Origin of the sequence: Bacillus sp. 3255 (assembly GCF_031456485.1) — a bacterium.
Taxonomy (GTDB): domain Bacteria; phylum Bacillota; class Bacilli; order Paenibacillales; family NBRC-103111; genus Paenibacillus_E.
Genome location: NZ_JAVDUS010000018.1, coordinates 95,837 through 113,712 on the forward strand (window position 1 = coordinate 95,837; position 17,876 = coordinate 113,712).

18 protein-coding genes are annotated in these 17,876 nt (G+C 52.4%); 13 read left to right on the plus strand and 5 right to left on the minus strand.

Features of this window, described 5'->3' with window-relative positions; genetic code table 11:
- Positions 1 to 6 precede the first annotated feature (6 nt).
- The 8 genes from J2X61_RS25190 (at position 7) to J2X61_RS25225 (ending at position 6,529) form a co-directional block, all read left to right on the plus strand.
- Entirely contained in the window at positions 7 to 837 is an 831-nt protein-coding gene (locus J2X61_RS25190; RefSeq protein ID WP_274471888.1) for a carbohydrate ABC transporter permease, read from the plus strand.
- A 19-nt stretch (positions 838 to 856) separates the two neighbouring features.
- Entirely contained in the window at positions 857 to 1,624 is a 768-nt protein-coding gene (locus tag J2X61_RS25195; protein WP_310191685.1) for a glycerophosphodiester phosphodiesterase, read from the plus strand.
- Positions 1,621 to 2,748, plus strand: a complete 1,128-nt coding sequence (locus J2X61_RS25200; protein ID WP_310191687.1) for a hypothetical protein — start codon at positions 1,621 to 1,623, stop codon at positions 2,746 to 2,748. The genes J2X61_RS25195 and J2X61_RS25200 overlap by 4 nt, the downstream gene beginning before the upstream one ends.
- Before the next feature lie 94 nt (positions 2,749 to 2,842).
- Complete coding sequence (locus J2X61_RS25205) at positions 2,843 to 3,565, plus strand: glycerophosphodiester phosphodiesterase (protein WP_310191689.1); 723 nt, start codon at positions 2,843 to 2,845, stop codon at positions 3,563 to 3,565.
- A 248-nt stretch (positions 3,566 to 3,813) separates the two neighbouring features.
- Complete coding sequence (locus J2X61_RS25210; RefSeq protein ID WP_310191691.1) at positions 3,814 to 4,605, plus strand: amino acid ABC transporter substrate-binding protein; 792 nt, start codon at positions 3,814 to 3,816, stop codon at positions 4,603 to 4,605.
- A 26-nt stretch (positions 4,606 to 4,631) separates the two neighbouring features.
- The gene (locus J2X61_RS25215) at positions 4,632 to 5,297 is read left to right on the plus strand and encodes an amino acid ABC transporter permease (RefSeq protein WP_396135497.1); all 666 of its coding nucleotides are present in this window, start codon (positions 4,632 to 4,634) and stop codon (positions 5,295 to 5,297) included.
- A gap of 13 nt (positions 5,298 to 5,310) precedes the next feature.
- Positions 5,311 to 6,060 (plus strand): amino acid ABC transporter ATP-binding protein, encoded by a 750-nt coding sequence (locus tag J2X61_RS25220; RefSeq protein ID WP_274471882.1) that lies wholly within the window; start codon positions 5,311 to 5,313, stop codon positions 6,058 to 6,060.
- A 142-nt stretch (positions 6,061 to 6,202) separates the two neighbouring features.
- The gene (locus J2X61_RS25225; RefSeq protein ID WP_274471881.1) at positions 6,203 to 6,529 is read left to right on the plus strand and encodes a hypothetical protein; all 327 of its coding nucleotides are present in this window, start codon (positions 6,203 to 6,205) and stop codon (positions 6,527 to 6,529) included.
- Between the two features lie 146 nt (positions 6,530 to 6,675).
- On the opposite strand, the gene J2X61_RS25230 is transcribed toward J2X61_RS25225, so the two are convergent.
- Positions 6,676 to 7,107 carry a VOC family protein gene (locus tag J2X61_RS25230; protein ID WP_274471880.1) on the minus strand — a complete coding sequence of 144 codons (432 nt, stop codon included), beginning with the start codon at positions 7,105 to 7,107 and terminating at the stop codon, positions 6,676 to 6,678.
- 243 nt (positions 7,108 to 7,350) lie between these two features.
- On the opposite strand from J2X61_RS25230, the gene rlmN reads away from it, so the two are divergent.
- Positions 7,351 to 8,433 (plus strand): dual-specificity RNA methyltransferase RlmN, encoded by a 1,083-nt coding sequence (gene rlmN / locus J2X61_RS25235; protein WP_274471879.1) that lies wholly within the window; start codon positions 7,351 to 7,353, stop codon positions 8,431 to 8,433.
- 25 nt (positions 8,434 to 8,458) lie between these two features.
- On the opposite strand, the gene J2X61_RS25240 is transcribed toward rlmN, so the two are convergent.
- Both J2X61_RS25240 and J2X61_RS25245 read right to left on the minus strand, forming a co-directional pair.
- Positions 8,459 to 8,638, minus strand: coding sequence for a hypothetical protein (locus J2X61_RS25240; protein WP_310191696.1), 180 nt, complete (start codon positions 8,636 to 8,638; stop codon positions 8,459 to 8,461).
- A gap of 40 nt (positions 8,639 to 8,678) precedes the next feature.
- The gene (locus tag J2X61_RS25245) at positions 8,679 to 9,194 is read right to left on the minus strand and encodes a hypothetical protein (protein ID WP_310191841.1); all 516 of its coding nucleotides are present in this window, start codon (positions 9,192 to 9,194) and stop codon (positions 8,679 to 8,681) included.
- A 253-nt stretch (positions 9,195 to 9,447) separates the two neighbouring features.
- On the opposite strand from J2X61_RS25245, the gene J2X61_RS25250 reads away from it, so the two are divergent.
- Positions 9,448 to 10,104 carry a glycosyltransferase gene (locus J2X61_RS25250; protein ID WP_274471878.1) on the plus strand — a complete coding sequence of 219 codons (657 nt, stop codon included), beginning with the start codon at positions 9,448 to 9,450 and terminating at the stop codon, positions 10,102 to 10,104.
- A 61-nt stretch (positions 10,105 to 10,165) separates the two neighbouring features.
- Here J2X61_RS25250 and thrC read toward each other — a convergent pair whose 3' ends face one another.
- Positions 10,166 to 11,554 (minus strand): threonine synthase, encoded by a 1,389-nt coding sequence (gene thrC, locus J2X61_RS25255; RefSeq protein WP_274471877.1) that lies wholly within the window; start codon positions 11,552 to 11,554, stop codon positions 10,166 to 10,168.
- 139 nt (positions 11,555 to 11,693) lie between these two features.
- The gene (locus J2X61_RS25260) at positions 11,694 to 12,695 is read right to left on the minus strand and encodes a copper amine oxidase N-terminal domain-containing protein (RefSeq protein WP_310191701.1); all 1,002 of its coding nucleotides are present in this window, start codon (positions 12,693 to 12,695) and stop codon (positions 11,694 to 11,696) included.
- A gap of 190 nt (positions 12,696 to 12,885) precedes the next feature.
- Between J2X61_RS25260 and J2X61_RS25265 the strand changes: the two genes are divergently transcribed.
- The 3 genes from J2X61_RS25265 to J2X61_RS25275 all read left to right on the plus strand — a co-directional run bounded on the left by J2X61_RS25265 (position 12,886) and on the right by J2X61_RS25275 (position 17,788).
- On the plus strand, positions 12,886 to 14,628 hold the full coding sequence (locus tag J2X61_RS25265) for an ABC transporter ATP-binding protein (RefSeq protein ID WP_310191704.1): 1,743 nt from the start codon (positions 12,886 to 12,888) through the stop codon (positions 14,626 to 14,628).
- A gap of 19 nt (positions 14,629 to 14,647) precedes the next feature.
- On the plus strand, positions 14,648 to 16,393 hold the full coding sequence (locus tag J2X61_RS25270) for an ABC transporter ATP-binding protein (protein ID WP_274471874.1): 1,746 nt from the start codon (positions 14,648 to 14,650) through the stop codon (positions 16,391 to 16,393).
- A gap of 951 nt (positions 16,394 to 17,344) precedes the next feature.
- The gene (locus J2X61_RS25275) at positions 17,345 to 17,788 is read left to right on the plus strand and encodes a MarR family winged helix-turn-helix transcriptional regulator (RefSeq protein WP_274471873.1); all 444 of its coding nucleotides are present in this window, start codon (positions 17,345 to 17,347) and stop codon (positions 17,786 to 17,788) included.
- Positions 17,789 to 17,876 lie beyond the last annotated feature (88 nt).

Genomic DNA, 17,876 nt, shown 5'->3' on the forward strand with positions numbered 1-17,876 from the left:
TGACAAATGAAAAATCCGCTGTTAACTTCTACCCGGGTCATTGTCGCAATTTGTATTACGCTACTGATGTTTTTCCCGATTTACTGGATGCTCATTACCGCTTTGAAAACGCCGGCTGAGCTTCGCATGGCTACCCCGAGCTTCTGGCCGGAGAAGTTCATGTGGGAGAACTTTGTAACCGCTTTTAAAACAATTCCGTTTTACCGCTTCACCGTGAACACGGTCATTCAGACCGTAGGTATCGTTTTCCTCCAAATCAATATCGGCATTATGGCTGCATATGCTTTCGCCAAGGGTCAATTCCCAGGCCGGGATTCCATGTTCGTGCTGATTCTGGCGGCGCTCATTGTTCCGGAACAAGTCATCTTCGTGCCGATTTACGTGATGATGTCGAAATTCGGCTGGATCAATACGTACTACGCCTTGATCATTCCGCATGCGGCTTCGGCTTATGGCATCTTCTTGCTCCGTCAAATGTTCCGCTCCATCAACAATGACGTGATCGAGGCGGCGAGAGTGGACGGGGCGAACCGTTTCCAAGTGCTCTACCGCATCTTGACGCCGATGGCGATGCCGACGGTCGCCACCTTGACGGTCATCTCTTTCATTCATAGCTGGAATGCCTATTTCTGGCCGCTGGTCATGACGAATTCGAACAAAATGCGCGTGCTCACGGTCGGGATTGCGATGATGCGCGATTCCATCGCGGGCAACGAGGCGCTCAACTTCCATCTTCTTATGTCGGCCAGTATCCTGGTCATTCTGCCGATCGTGATCATGTTCGTGTTCGCACAGAAGTATATTGTAGCCGCTATGGCGAACTCGACCTTTAAGTAAGAGAGGAGCTTCTTCCATCATGTCCAAACAACCACTGCTAGTCATTGCGCACCGCGGAGCGCGAGGGGAAGCGCCGGAGAATACGCTGGCCGCTTTCCGGCTCGGGCTGGAGCAAGGGTGCGACGCCATTGAATTGGATATCCATCTATCCAAAGACGGGGAAATCATCGTCATTCATGACGACACTTTGAATCGGACGACCGATATGCAGGGTCGGGTGAATGATTTGACGCTGGCTGAGATTAAGCAGGCTGACGCCGGCGGCTGGTTTCACGAATCTTTCGCAGGCGAACGTGTGCCTACGCTGGAGGAAGTGTTTGATTTGGTGCCGGCGAACATCATGATCAACGTCGAGATCAAGCATTCTTACGGACGTCATACGGAACCGGCCCTCGTGGAGCTCATCCGTCGCAAGAATCGCGTCCACAGTGTCGTCATCTCTTCCTTCGATCATAAAAGCCTGCTGTTCATGAAGCTTCTGGAGCCGGATATCCGAATCGGTCTGCTCTACGATATTAATCCGGGCCAGCACAGCGCGATGGCAGGCACTGTCGGGGCGCCCGTGTACTCCCTGCATCCGAAGCATACCCGCATCAGCAGGGAGGATGTGCGTGCGGCGATTGCCCAAGGGCTGCAGGTATACCCGTATACGATCAATGATGATAAGCGCATGGCGGAGCTGATCGAGCTCGGCGTCTCCGGCATCATTACCGACTACCCGGGCAAGCTGCGGGCTATGCTGCAGGCACAGCCGCAGGGCCAGCCTTATGCAGAGGCGGGTCGATGAAGCGCTTGGCTTTGGCTGTTCTCGCAGCAGCATTGCCGGTGCTGGCTGTGGCGGGCTGCGGCTCCGCCGCTCCCCCGACATCACCGGCGAGTGCGAAGCCGGCTGCAGCCGTGACGGCGGCGGTATCCCCGGCAGCGTCCGCAGCGCCATCCGGAGCGATTACGCAGGAGGAAGCGGGCATCAAGATCCGTGTCGACATGCCGGAGATCAAATCGTTCCTCCAGCGAAGCAAGCAAGGCCCGGTTGTTCCAGCCTTGAAGCAGAATGCGGTGCCCCAAGGTATGGCTTACTTGGAGGACCGCGGCTGGATTCTCGTGTCGTATTATAGGGACGAGGGCAAATCCAGCCTGCTCACAGTCATCGACGCTGCAACCGGCCAGATGGTCAAAGCGCTTGAACTGTACAAAACCGCAGGCGTTCCCTACACCGGCCACGCCGGAGGGATCGCGGCCAGCCGCAAGCATGTCTGGATTTCATCCGATAAAGACGTGAACTACGTCAACATCGATGAAATTGTGAATGCGAGCGACGGCAAGCTTACGTTCGCCGGAGCTGTGAAGAACGATACCCGTTCCTCATTCACGGCTTATGCGGAAGGCGTCCTGTGGATCGGTGAATTCGCCCATGGCACGGAGTATCCGACCGATAAGTCGCATTATATAACGAACCGGGATGATAAGGAGCATAAAGCTTGGGCCGTCGGCTACAAGCTGGATGCAACGTCGGACCTGCCGGTTGCACAGGCTGGACAGAGCGGTGAACCGGCTGTGCCGGATTACATCATGTCCCTGCCCGACAATATTCAAGGGATGCATGTCGGCCAAGACAGCATTTGGCTCAGCCAATCCTATGGCCGTAACAACGCAAGCACGCTGTTCCGTCACGCCAATAGCGTGAAGTCGGATAAACCGCACGCGAATGTGACCGTTTGCGGCAAGCAGGTACCTCTCTGGTTCCTGGATAGCAAGAACAAGCAAAGCCAAATGGAGACCCCTCCAATGTCCGAAGGGTTGTTTGAAACGAAAAGCCAGCTGTATATGCTCTTCGAATCCGGAGCTGCCAAATATCGTACGTCTTCGAGCTATGCGCTCGATCGGATTCAAATCCTTCCCTTGCAGGATTAATGCCTGATAGTGGCATGCGGCATACATTTTGCGATATGATGATGGGAGTCGTTAAGGTTCTGCTGCATGATCAAATCGAGGAGGTTACGCCGCCATGATACAAGGATTGGCTCATCGAGGTTACCCGAAGAGGGTTCCGGAAAATACGGTCGCTTCTTTTCAAGCTGCTCTAGATTTAGGATACAGCCATCTTGAGTTGGACGTGCAATTAACGAAAGACGGTGTACCTGTCGTCATTCACGATACGACGGTCAACCGGACGACGAACGGCAAAGGCATGGTCGCAAGTTTCACGTTCGAGGAGCTGCGGAAGCTGGATGCCGGGGGCGGACAGCCTGTTCCGACGCTGGAGGAAGTGCTTTTGCTTGCTAAGGGAAAGGCTCATGTCGACATTGAGTTGAAGCAGAGCGGGGATTTGTATCCGGGTCTGGAGCAAAAGGTGCTGGATACCGTGCACGCATGCGGCATGTTGAATGAGGTTTTCGTCTCTTCCTTCGACCACTATTCCATCATTCGGATGCGCGAGTTATCCCCCGATATTGAGCTGGGGCTTGTTCTTTACGGGGCGACACCGGCGGTGTTCCCGCTTGCCAAGGAGATCCGCGCCCGTTATGTTTCCGTCAAATACATCTATTTGACGGATGAGTTTGTGAAGCGCTGCGACGAGCAGGGCATTCAACTGATCGCTTGGACGATCGATGATGAGGCGCATATGAGCGAGCTGCTCAGGAGATATCCGCATGTCTGGATATGCACCAACGAGCTGGAGCGCTGGAAGATGTGCTTGGAGTCGCACGAGGCGCAGGTACAATCCTAGCGTAGATGCAGCTGAATTGAATGGGAAGACCGTACAGGCGTCCTTAGTGGAGTCTGAGCGGTCTTTCTTTGCGTATGGCTCTACGAAGAAGTACCGGGAGCATCCCGCATGGCATCATTACAGGAGATGTTATAGCCGCGCAGGAGTTCGTGAAGCAAATGTTCAGTTAGTCAGAACTTAAATTTGGCTGGATTGGGAATAATACCTCTCGTATTCGCAAATTTTGATCGTTTACGGGAGGTTGCACATTGAATAAAAGCATCGGATTCACCCTTACTTTCGTCGCTGCTTTGACATTAGCAGGCTGCGGCGCCAAAGAGGGGCAGCAGGCGGGGGGGACCAGCGCTCCCACAGCTGCCCCGGCGGCGGAAATTACGATTGGAACCGAAGGAACGTATGCGCCATTCACGTTCCATGATAAGGATGGCAAACTAACGGGATTCGATGTCGAAATCGCCCAGGAAGTGGCCAAGCGCATCGGTCTCACGCCGCGTTTCATCGAGGCAAAATGGGACGGTATGATCGCCGGTCTAGATGCGAAGCGGTATGACATGGTCGCGAACGAAGTCGCGGTGCGTCCGGACCGGTTGGAGAAATACGACATGTCCGATCCGTATATCGTATCGCGGGCTGTGCTCGTCGTTGGGGCGGGGAATACCGATATCAAATCGCTGGACGATCTGAAAGGGAAGAAAGTCGGCCAATCCCTGGACAGCAACTACCGCAAAATCGCGGAGGAACATGGTGCAACGAACACGGTTGTCGAGGGCTTCAATCAGGCGATCGATCTTCTGACATCAGGCCGGATTGACGCAACGCTTAACGACAGCCTATCGTTTCTGGATTTGAAGAAGCAGCGTCCGGATTTGGCGATCAAGACCGTCTATGAGGAGCCTAATGCAACCAGCAACGCCTTCTTGCTGCGCAAAGGCAGCACCGAGCTGGTGCAGAAGGTGAATAAGGCGCTTGCCGATATGAAGGCGGATGGCTCGTACTTGAGCATTTCGCAAAAATGGTTTAATACCGATGTTTCGAAGTAAAGGAACAGTCTATGACAACTGAACGCATGGAACGAATAATAGGAATCCTTAGCGATTCCTTTTTTCCCATTGTGAAGGCGGGGCTGGCCTACACCATTCCTCTTACTTTAATTACATTCACCTTAGGGCTCATCCTGGCTTTCTTGACGGCATTAGCCCGGTTATCCGGCTTCCAACCCTTGGTGCTCATCGCAAGATTCTATGTCTGGGTGTTTCGGGGCACGCCGCTGTTGGTCCAGTTGTTTATCCTATTCTATGGGTTTCCGAGCCTGGGAATTACCCTGGACCCGTTCCCGACGGCGGTTATCGGCTTCACGTTAAATAAAGGCGCCTACAGCTCGGAGATCATTCGCGCCGCGATCCTTTCTATTCCGAAAGGGCAGAGAGAAGCGGCGTATTCGATCGGCATGACGAGGTGGCAAGCGATGCGTCGTATTATTCTTCCGCAGGCTGTGCGCGTCGCTATTCCGCCTCTGGGCAACTCGTTCATCGCCTTGACCAAGGATACGTCGTTAGCGGCAACAATTACGGTCACGGAGATGTTTCAGAAGGGTCAGCAATTCGCGTCGGTGACCTATGAGCCTCTCTGGTTGTACACGGAAGTCGCTGCCGTATATCTGCTGTTCAGCACGGTCTTATCCTACTTCCAGAACAGGCTGGAGAGACGGTATGACCGCAGCGTAGCAACGTAAAGGGGGGCTGTTGGTGATTCAACTGGAGGGTCTTCATAAAAGGTACCAAGAGCACGAGGTTTTGAAAGGCATTGATTTGTCCGTCCGCCCGGGAACAACGACTGTCATTATCGGTCCGTCCGGGTCGGGGAAGACGACGCTGCTCAGGTGTCTCAACCTGCTGGAAATTCCCGATCGAGGCAAACTTACGCTGGCCGGGACGGCGCTGGCTTTCACCGGTACAGGCAGAGTGAATCAGGGAGAACTGATGGCAATACGCAGGATGACCGGGATGGTATTTCAGAATTATAACCTGTTTCCGCATCTCACGGCATTGCAGAATGTGATGGAAGGGCAAGTCGTTGTGCAGAAGAAGTCTCGCGCCGATGCCCGGAACGTGGCCTTGAACATGCTGGAGAAGGTTGGTTTGCGCGAGCGCGCCGACAGCTATCCTCACGAGCTGTCCGGCGGGCAGCAGCAGCGTGTCGGAATCGCGCGGGCGATGGCGCTGCAGCCGAAGGTACTGTTGTTCGATGAACCAACATCCGCGCTCGATCCGGAGCTTGTCGGAGAGGTGCTTAAGGTGATGCGGAATTTATCGGCGGAAGGGATGACCATGGTTGTAGTGACGCATGAAATGGGTTTTGCCAGAGAAGTGGCGGACCAAGTGGTGTTCATGGATCAGGGAATTGTGATGGAGAGAGGTACGCCTGAGCAAGTGTTCGAACAGTCGGGCAGCGCAAGGACGCAGCAGTTTCTGCGTAAAATCCGTGACAAGTCCTAAGACCATTCATTTTTCCTAGCAAAAGACGACAAGTTTCCTCGGAATTCCCGAAAAATACATGAATCCTGCTCCCCTCACTTCGACAGATATTACAAGCCGGGTGTTGTACTATTTGAGTACATACATCTAGGAGGTGCAGTTGTTGATTGACAAGAATGTAAAGAGCAGAGCAGTTGCGTTCGTGAAAAGTGAGCTTGAGCGGGTATTAAGGGATTTGGAAAGTGGGATTATTACTAGAGACCAAGCCGTTGGCAGTTTGAATACACTTTTCAATCTTTCTTCCGGAATCGAGGACCCCGCCCATATGCAATTGATTTGTAGGATCACCGCTTACATACGAACGACAAACTTTTATGGCCAACTGAAGAAGATGTATGCGAATAAATTTTTTCACGAGTTTCCTGCACCTGCACCTGAAGAAGTGAAAGAAGTACCGGCAATCAAAGTGTTAGAGAAAATTGTACGTTAGGGTGTCTATGTTGTTACACGGAAAGCCTTCATAACCACGGGAAAAGTGGTGATGGAGGCTTTTTGCGTGTTGGAGATTGTACCATCCGTCCTGCGGCCTTCCCGCACAGGCTCATTCCGGCCCGGCGGGCAGCCGATACTATGATGTTATTGGTTCATAGGACGATCCGTGAAAATGTGGAATGTAACGCCGAACTTGTCCGTCACTTGCCCGTATCCTGGGCTGAAATGCGTCTCCGACAGCGGCATGATAACCCGTCCGCCATCCTCTAAGGCATGATAAAGCTGTTTGGATTTATCCGCATCGCTCGTCGAGATGCAGATCGTAACGTTATTGCCTTTCTGAACAGGCATCCCCGGGAACGTATCGGAAAGCATCAGACGCGCCTCGCCGATCACCAGCATCGCATGTCCGATAAGTCCTTTGGCTTCATCCGGCAAAGCAAACTCGGGATTTTCCGGGAACTCGCCGAACGTTTGTTGGAAGACGAGTTGGGCGCCCAAGGCTTTCTCATAAAATTGGATCGCTTCCTTCGCATTACCTTCCATTACCAAATAAGGGTCTAAACGCAGTGACATCATCCATCGCTCCTCGATTAATTTTTATTAAAATTGCCTACTTCTTATTATTACCATAAAACTCACAAAAAATAAAGAACACATGTTCGATATTTTTGATAAATAGGATTGCTCCGCTTTCATGCTGGAAGTGTGCTCCTCTTGTGTTCATGAGCGATTTTTGGCACAATAATAAACAATGGTAGGCTTCGGCTGCTTAGTAGAACTAGGACTGTGTGCGAAAGTCTTGGAAAGAGGATAATTATGAATAAACCATCCATCTATGGATTAACTTTTGATCAATTGGTCGCCTGGCTTGCTGATAAAGGGTTCAAGAGGTCGCGCGCGCTGCTCGTGTGGGATTGGTTGTACCGTAAAAGGGTGACGGCATTCTCGGAGATGACGGATGTGAAGCAGGACTGTCTGGATGTCTTGGCCGAGCACTTTGAGATTCAAACCTTGACGGAGCACCTGAAACAAGAGTCGGCGGACGGAACGATTAAATTTCTGTTTAAGCTGCAGGACGGCAATTTAATAGAAACGGTGCTGATGCGGCACAAGTACGGGTTATCGGTCTGCGTAACGACGCAAGTGGGCTGCAATATCGGATGCAGCTTCTGTGCGAGCGGATTATTGGCCAAGAGCCGGGATCTCTCCGGCGGGGAAATCGTGGGGCAGATTATGAAGGTTCAACTTCACCTGGACAGCAAGGGCGCCGGCGAGCATGTCAGCCATATTGTGGTCATGGGGATCGGCGAGCCATTCGATAATTTCACTAACATGGAGAATTTCATCCGTGTGGTGAAGGATCAGAAGGGATTAGACATCGCGGCCCGGCATATTACCGTCTCAACGAGCGGACTTGCCGATAAAATCCGGGAATTCGCGGACTCCGATTTGAAAACGAATCTGGCGATTTCCCTGCATGCTCCTACGAATGAGCTGCGTACGCGGATTATGAAAATCAACAAAGCGATTCCGATCGAGAAGCTGATGAGTGCGATCGAGTATTATTTGGAGAAGACGAACCGGAGAATTACGATCGAATATATCCTTCTTAGGGACGTGAACGACAAGCACGAGCATGCGCTTCAACTGGCCGAGCTGATTCGTCATATCAGCCAACTGGCGAACGTCAACCTCATTCCTTACAATCCGGTGGATGAGCACAGCCAGTATCAACGGAGCGAGCGTGAGACGATCCGGGCTTTCTACGATACGCTGAAAAAGCAGGGCATATCCGTCAGCGTCCGTCTCGAGCACGGGACGGATATCGACGCGGCATGCGGACAACTGCGAAGCAAGCAGATCAAGAAGTCCGGAGAGGATAGCCTTGTGGCACAGTAAGCAACAAGGGATATAACGAAGAGCGTCAGGCATTGGGCCTGACGCTCTTTGCTGTACGCCCGGCATGAGCGGGAGTTCGGCGGAAAGGCCAGCACTCGTTCAAAGGCTCGTTCCACGCGCTTGTCCGGCTTGCTGCCGGTTTTTTATATGATTTATCGAACAGAATCAGACGAAGTGCTGTATCCGCCGGCGCAGTAACGGCCATGCAAACCCCGCCTCATGATCCAAGACGGGGCTTATCCAGACTAAAACCTGCTCGTCTCTTTATTCCTGCGCAGGAACATCAAGGAGATCCCCGCAACAATCAGTGCGATAGCGAAGATCGGCTGATGCTGGAAAATGCCCGAGAACAGCGAACCGATCGAGAAAATGGCGAAGAACAGAAGCGACATCACCGCCAAGATGTTGATCGGAATGAGCAGCCACTTGTTGCGCCCGCCGAACCAGTACAGCTCGAACAAGCCGACGGCGACCGCCAGCATGAAGCCCGGCCACATGAGATGCCAAATGTCGAACAGCATGGAGATTTGGCAAACGATACCCGACGTCAGCATAATGCCGCCGGGCACGAGGACACCAACGCCTCTGCGCTGCAAGATGAAAAAATACAGCAAATGAAAGAAGACGCCAACCGGAATAACGAAGAGGGTCGGCCAGAAATACTCGAAAATCGTACCGGTGCTGAACGTGATTTCCCCTTTTAGAAACATGAAAATGCCTAAAAGAATCAAGATCGGACCGAGAAAAGCGCTGCGGTTCATGTTCACTAGATTCACTCCTATTAACTTAGTCATTAAGCTAAGCATATCATGCCGGTAGATGGATGTCCTCCTGCTTAGGTGGAGGACGCTATCGGTCTCGGGGCTGATTTTTTGCCAGAGTCCATTCCGTCACTGTCGCTTCCTTCCTTCTTTCCTGTATGAGCTTCCTCCCTCTTTTATGAATGAAAACGACTCCGCCGTACACAATAAAACAAGCTGTTGATTCCATCTATTCAGAAGGAGACGAATACGTATGCAAGGGAAGTTCATCAAGATTACGCTGCTGTCTCTGTCGCTTGTTCTCAGCGCCGCTCCTCTTCGAGCAGAGGCGCATCATGACATTCCGGCAGCCGCCAAACAGCAGATGTACACGCAATCCATGGTGCAGTTGAAGGGCGATCTTAGAAGGTTGTGGATGGATCATGCGCTTTGGACGCGCAGCTATTTGGTCAGCGCGCTTGCCGGCTTGGAAGATAAAGATAAAACATTGGCCAGATTGCTGAGGAATCAGAGAGACATCGGAAACGCAATAAAACCTTTCTACGGGGAAGCCGCAGGGAATCAGCTGGGCGAGCTCTTGACCCAGCACATCGTCATTGCCGGCAGGGTTATTGACGCGGCGAAAGCGGGGAATGCGGCCGAATATGAGAAGGCGAATAAAGAATGGTTCCGGAATGCCGACGATATCGCGGGATTCCTGAGCAGAGCGAACCCGAACTGGCCGTTAAAGACGGTGCAGGAGTTGATGTACGTCCACCTGCAATTATTGACGGAAGATGTCAACGCGAGAATTAAAAGGGATTGGGACGCAGATATCGCAGCGTTCGACAAAGGTGCAGACCATCTCATGGTGCTGGCCGATACGCTAACGGACGGCATCATCAAACAATTTCCGCAAATGTTCAAATAAGCTCGAAAAAAGGGGTTGTCTCGAAGGTCTTGTCAGATCTTCAGGGACAACCCCTTACTATTTAAAAGAATTTCACCAGCTGCTCTTTGATCGCGTCGTTCGAGCCGCCGACAACCGTTTGGAATTGCGGCTTGTCGAACAGCGCGGTAATTTGCGGCGGATAGGTCTGCTCAATACCGCGGAGGCGAATGGATTCGTCGAATTTGGCCGGGTGAGCCGTGGACAGCGCCACCGTTACTTCGCCGTCAGCGGCGATGCGGTCGGCCGCCGCGACTCCGCAAGCGGTGTGCGGATCGAGCAGATAGCCGACTTCGTTGTAGTAGGCGCTGATCGTATCCAGGCACTCCTCGTTCTGTACGCCGTAAGCGGCGAAATCCGCCTGCACGGCTTGCAGCTTGTCGGCCGGAATGACGATGCGGCCTTCGGCTTTGAACTGCGCCATCAGCGCAGTGACAGCTTCTGCATCTTCGCCGTACAGGTAGAACAGGTAGCGCTCGAAGTTGCTTGCAACTTGAATGTCCATGGAAGGGCTGTACGTGCCGCGGAATTCGCCCGGCTGATACACGCCTTCCTTCACGAAACGCTCAAGGATGTTGTTCTCGTTCGTAGCCAGAATAAGCTTATGAATCGGCAGGCCCATCTTCTGTGCGAGATAGCCGGCGAAGATATCGCCGAAATTACCGGTCGGCACGCTAAAGTTGATTTTCGCCCCTTGGACGGAATCTGCGATTTGGAAATAGGCGTAGAAATAATAGACCGTTTGCGCCAAAATACGGGCGATATTGATGGAGTTGATCGCACGCAGGTGGTAGCGGTGCTTGAACTCTACGTCGGCGAACAGTTCCTTGATGATGCGCTGGCAGTCATCGAAGGTGCCTTCGACGGACAGGTTCAATACATTTTCGCTGTCGACGGTCGTCATCTGCAGCTCTTGGACCTTGCTCACCTTCTGGTGAGGGTGAAGGATACAGATCCGAATGCCTTCCTTGCCGCGCACGCCTTCGATTGCGGAAGCCCCGGTATCGCCGGACGTCGCACCAAGAATGTGGATGATGGAGTTCGTCTTGCGGGATACGTACCCATACAGGTTGCCCAGGAATTGCAGGGCAATGTCCTTGAATGCGAATGTCGGGCCATGGAACAATTCGAGCACGAAGGTGTCGTCGTTCAGACGTTTGACCGGTGTAACGGCCTCGTCGCGGAATGTGGAGTAGCTGTCGTCAACGAGCTTCTTCAGCTCGTCGCGAGGGATTTCATTCTCGATAAACAATGAGAAAACTTCAAGCGCCAGCTCCGGATAAGAAAGGCTGCGCCACTTCTGGAGCGTGTCTGCGGACAGCTGCGGGATATTTCTCGGAACAAGCAAACCGCCGTCGTTCGCCAATCCCATCAGGATGGCATCGATGAAGCCGAGGGGTTCTACTTTACCGCGTGTGCTAATGTATTCCATATAAGTCCCCTTATTCGAATGAATTTTCAGTTATTGTATCAAAAAACCAACGGTTTGGACAGTGCGATCAGCCGCGAGGAACGAAGAAACCTCCCTTTCGTAAGGGAGGTTTTCATATTTTTACAAGATTTGCGGATCGTTATTCTTCTTTATCCCCAACAACGATTTTCCAAGCGGTGCCGATAGGCGGCAGACTCTTGGTCAAAGCCGGTCCGTAGAAGCCGATCACGTTCGCACCTTTGACAAGCGCCGAAGTGCCCACTTTGTCTCCGTTTTTGTCCACGACAGCCGTATCTTTCGTCAATTGAAGGACGACTTCGTCCGGCGCCGAGTCCGTCAGACCTTGGCCTTTCACCAAAATGCTCAAGTCCTCTTTATTCTCGCTGCGGACTTCTGCAATGACGCCTGCGGTGCCGATCAGGCCGGCTTGCAGCTTCGTATCCAGCACCGTCACTTTGGACGTTGGCGTTTGCGGTGGCAAACTCATCGTCATGATCATGGAATGCTCGCCAGATACGGTTAAGCCTGCATGCAGATCGGCAAGACTAAGTTTAGTACCGTCGAGCATCTGATAGACGGTGTCTTTATCCACATTGAAAACGATCCCCTCGGTGCCAATGCCCTGGATTTGAATTTGCGCATTGTCGCCGTTGGTGCGAATGGCTGTGATGACGCCGGTCGACTGCACTTTCTTAGCCTCCTCCTTCATAGAAATGGCAACGGAGCTGCCCTTGGAGGCGACCGTTCCGCGAATAATCTTGCTCACGAACGAAACGGGAACGTACAGCTTACTGTCAACCAATTCAGGCGCTGTGCCGAGAGTTGTCAGCCTTTTATTGATCGTGTAGCGGTCTTCGCCGGTTGTTACGGTTGTGAATACGTTATCTTTGGCCAAATCCACCGAATACGTCGCCGGATTCCAAGTGAGCGTGAACCCAAGGCTTTCCGTTACTGCGCGCAGCGGCAGCATAGGTTCGGCGGCGCCCGGTTTCATGAAGCCGTTATCGGCAAGCATTTCTCCCCCGACGTGTACGGTGATCGGGTTCTCGAGTTGTGTTTTCGCAGGTTCATTAGGAGCGGCATAGGCCGTGCCTGCAGTCATCATAGCGGTCAGGGACAGAAGTGTCAGACTTTTTTTCATCAAACGGTTCATGCGGATCTTCCTTTCTGTATGTAAGAGCTGTCTATAGTCTTTCCTTATAACGGAAGAAGCTTCCTCATTGTTGCAAAATGACAGGAAACTTTGATTAAATCGAACTTCTTCATAGACTTCAAGTGATTGAAACTATAGAATCAATGTATGTGTGCATAAATGGAAAGAGGTGGAATTATTGTCTTTTATCATCAAGCTGCGCTGGTTTTTCAAAGATAGATGGAGGTTTTACCTGCTAGCCATCGGACTTATGGTCGGCGTCAATCTGCTCTCTACAATCCCGCCCAAAATGATCGGCAACACCATTGACCATATTCGCAGCGGCAATCTGACCTCCCAGGACCTGAATCAGACGGTCTGGCTGCTTATAGGGCTGGCCTTGCTGCTCTACATCATGACTTATGTGTGGATCACGACGTTGTTCGGCAACTCGGCACTGGTGGAGAAGGTGCTCCGGGGGCGATTGCTCGCGCACTTGACGAGAATGACGCCCGCATTCTTCCAACGCAACAGCACGGGGCAGTTGATGGCATTGGCGACGAACGATGTGCTGGCGATCGGTCAGACCTCGGGGTACGGGGTCATGACGCTCGTGCATACGCTGGTCGGGGCAACCGTTGTCATTGTCACGATGATCTCTCTCATTTCTTTTAAATTAATGATTGCCGCGTTGATCCCGCTGCCTTTTCTGGCTGTTGTGATTAGCAAATTAGGTCAGAAGGTGAGAGTCCGCTTCCTGGCCGCCCAAGCCTCTTTCGGCAAAATGAACGATCACGCGCTGGAGTCGATTTCCGGTATTCGCGTTATCCGGTCTTATGTGCAGGAGGAGCACGATTTGCGGGCTTTCGATGGCGTTACTTCCGATGTCATGAATAAAAATAAAAGTGTTTCCAAGCTAAACGCGCTCTTTCAGCCATTGACTTCACTAATCGTTGGGCTCAGCTATTCGATTGGCATAGGCTATGGTTCGTATCTGGTGTTCCACGATGAAATTTCACTCGGACAGCTCGTCTCGTTTAACATCTATCTCGGCATGCTCATTTGGCCGATGATTTCCTTCGGCGAATTCATCAATGTCCTGCAGCGGGGAAGCGCCTCTGCGGACCGGTTGGATACCGCGCTGACGCAGGCAGCCGATATCGTGGACGATGCCGCACCGGTTCACGTGAACGTGCCTGATCGGATCGAGATGAGAGATCTCAGCTTCACGTATCCGACGGCTAAGCACCCCAGCCTTGCGCATGTCTCCTTCGAGCTGGAGCGCGGACAGACCCTCGGGATCGTAGGGCGCACCGGCAGCGGCAGAAGCACATTGCTCAAGCAGCTGCTGAGGCAATATCCGGTCGAGCCCGGGAAGCTGCTCATCGCGGATGTGCCGATTGAGCGGATTTCCTTGGCCCAGGTGAAAAGCTGGATGGCTTACGTTCCGCAGGAGCATCTCCTGCTGTCCAAATCCATCCGCGACAATATCGCGCTGGGCAAGCATGATGCGTCGCCGGAAGAGATCGCCTGGGCGGTGGAGATGGCTTCGTTCACCCAGGATATCGAGCAAATGCCGGACGGCCTTGCCACGATTGTCGGCGAGAACGGCGTGATGCTCTCCGGCGGGCAGAAGCAGCGGCTGGCCATTGCCAGAGCTCTGCTCATGCGAGCGGAGATTCTTCTGCTGGACGACTCCTTGTCCGCGGTCGACGCCCGGACGGAAAGCCGTATCCTGCAGAACATCCGGAAGGAGCGGGCCGGCCAAACGACATTGATCACGACACACCGGCTATCGGCCGTCAGTCATGCCAATTGGATTCTCGTGTTGGACGAAGGTCGGATTATCGAAGAGGGGACGCACGAGCAGCTGATGCTGTTCGGCGGCTGGTACCGGGAGCAATGGGACCGCCAGCAGATGGAAGCGAGCTTGGCTGAATAAGGAGGGAGGAGGAAACAAGATGAATAAACCGTCTACCGGAAAAAGACTCATTGCGTACGCTGCCGCATACAAATTCAGGATTATCGGCGCCCTGCTGATCCTATGCTGTGCCGTCGGGGCGGAGCTGGCCGGGCCCTATATTACGAAAACGATCATCGACCGGCATCTCACCGCCGGTACAAGCCAAATGTCGTCAGTGCTGGGGCTGCTCGGCTTATATATGGGATTGCTGCTGGTCGCCAGCGTTTGCAACTATACGCAGGCTTATCTGTTCCAATCCACGGCGCTGCAAATCATCAAAAACATGCGCATGGACCTCATGCGCCATATTCAGCGCATATCGCTGCGTTATTTCGACAACACGCCGATCGGGCAGGTTGTGTCCAGAATCGCCAACGATACAGAGGCCGTTCGCGACTTGTTCATGAGCTTCATGGCGACGTTCGTGGTCAGTACCATGCAGCTGCTGGGCATTTTCGTCGCGTTATTTATTCTGGAATGGCATTTGGCTGTGTACTGCCTGGTGCTGCCGCCGATTTTCGCGTTAATTATGAAGATCCATTTGAAATACTCCAAAGTGTTCATCTCCATCATGCGTGCGCGGCTTAGCGATATGAATGCGATGATTAACGAATCTATCGTCGTGATGCCGATCATTCAAGCTTTCCGCCGCGAGAAGGTGACGTTGGACGAATTCGAAGAGCTGAACAAGGACCGGTATGTGAACCAATTGAAGCAGTTCCGGGTATTTTCCTTGTCTTCGCGGAATATTGTCGGAACGATCGGAAGCCTGGTGACGGCGATGGTCATTTGGTATTTTGGCCGGGAGTCGCTGTCGACCGCTATATCCTTCGGGGTGTTTTACGCGTTCGTCGATTACTTGGGGCGAATCTTCCAGCCGATTATCGGCATCTTCGATCAGTTGACGAATGCGCAGAGAGCGTTCGTTTCGGCCGATAAGGTGTTCGCTATTCTCGATACGGAAGGGCAGGAGGTCGCGAAGACGGATCAAGTGAGCCGTCCGGAGGGCAACGTGAAGTTCAATAACGTCACATTTGCTTATAAAGAAGGGGAAAATGTGCTGAAGCATATCTCTTTCGAGGTCAAAAAAGGAGAAACCATCGCACTGGTCGGCCATACCGGATCGGGCAAAAGCTCGATCATGAACCTGCTGCTCGGCTTTTACGAGCCGAATGAGGGCAGCATTACGATAGACGGCCGCGACATCCGGTCGATGTCCAAGCAGGCGCTGCGGAAGCATATGGGTATCGTTCTGCAGGATCCCTTTCTATTCGCAGGGGATATCAAGTTCAATGTCAGCCTCTATCATGAGGATATTTCGTTGGAGCGTGTCCGGAACGCGCTGCGCGATGTCGGTGCATCCTCCTTCATCGAGCAGCTGCCGAATGGCTACGATGAGCAAGTCGTAGAGCGCGGAAGCACGCTGTCATCGGGACAGCGGCAGCTTATTTCTTTCGCTAGAGCGCTCGCGTTCGACCCGTCCATCCTGATCTTGGACGAAGCGACAGCGAGCATAGACAGCGAAACCGAGGGGCTTATCCAACAGGCGCTGAAGGTCGTCAGCGAAGGGCGCACGACGCTCGTCATCGCGCACAGGCTGTCCACGATCCGCGATGCGGATCAGATTCTGGTGCTGCACCGCGGCGAGATTGCCGAGCGCGGTAACCATGAGACGCTGATGGCGCTGGGCGGCCGGTACGCCAAGATGTATCAGCTGCAGAAGGGCGCGTCGGCTGTGGTTTAGGCAGTACCGATGAACCTATACTAGTGAAAGTCGTCCTGTAACAAGTCTAACGGACACCAGGGGTTTTATTTGCTGAATTCGAACCTATATTCGGGTCCATTTCGGGAAATAACGTCACCGGTGTCCGTTAGCATTTTCAAGTGGCCAGATGCAGATTAGGTGCCGACTGATACCAACCAATCTACAGTAGGATATCATCAACTGATCCGCCTTCCGCCAACAAACTGTATACGACACATCAATTCACCACACCAGCAGCCGATCTCATCTTACCGATCTACCGGCTTTAGCATCAGTTCATCTCACAGATCTCTATCAGCACCAGTAACAGATTGCATCTTCCCAAACCCACCGGCATAATTCGGCAGACTCTACACTACTCACCAAATCACCCGCCGCCGCACATAGCCAGCTAGATATCGCCAACCGACCCGCCCGCAGCCAGTAGCAAATTATTAACGGCACATCGACAACTCGCCGGCATGCAGCAAATCTAACGGACACCGCGGCCGTTATTTGTGTGAAAGCTACCCCGTTTCAGTTCTAACGGACAACAGGGATCTTATTTACCGATTTCGTGCCTATATTCGGGTCAAATCGGAGAAATAACGTCACCTGTGTCCGTTAGCATCTCAATATGTCCCAAATTCGCAAAATAAGCGCAGCTGTGTCCGTTAGCCCGGGTTAGCCGGTTATAACACGCCTGCCTTGAGTGCTTTAACGTCAGTTGCCAGTCAATGTACCTACTACATTGACTGGCAACTGACCACATCACAAAATTCTCTTCGATTTTTTTAAAATACTCTGTTGACATTTATCTTAAAATAAAGTATCTTTAAATCAAGACATCGAGCACAAACAACTGAGACATAATAAACAACAAACGCGAGATGAACGAGAGTCACACTAAGTAACGATCTACCTAATGAAGAACGAAATGAGGTGAATCTGATGAGCGAGAAGCGCAATGACAGCTTGGATCTCTACATCGCACTTTCCCGGGCAAGCGAGTGGGTGAACGCCCACGGTGACCGCGACATTCGGAAGCATGGCCTGAACCGCACCGAATTCGGCGTCCTGGAGCTGCTTTACCACAAAGGCGCGCAAGCCATTCAACAAATCGGCTCCAAGGTGCTGATGAGCAGCGGTAACATCACATATGTCGTCGATAAACTGGAGAAGAAGGAATATGTCATTCGCCGCACCTCAACGGAAGACCGCAGACTCATCTTCGCCGAAATCACCGAGAAGGGCAAGCAATTTATCGAGAGTGTTTTCCCACAGCATACGGAAGTGATTGAGCAAGCGGTGGCCGGTCTCACAACCGAAGAGAAGCGGGTCGCAAGCCAGCTGCTGAAGAAGCTCGGTAAATTCGCACAGGAAGGTTTCAAATAGTCAAGTAGTTGATCCTTATAGGAGATAAACTACTTTCACTTTTGGCCAATATCTTAAATTAAAGATTCTTAAAATCAAAACAGAGGAG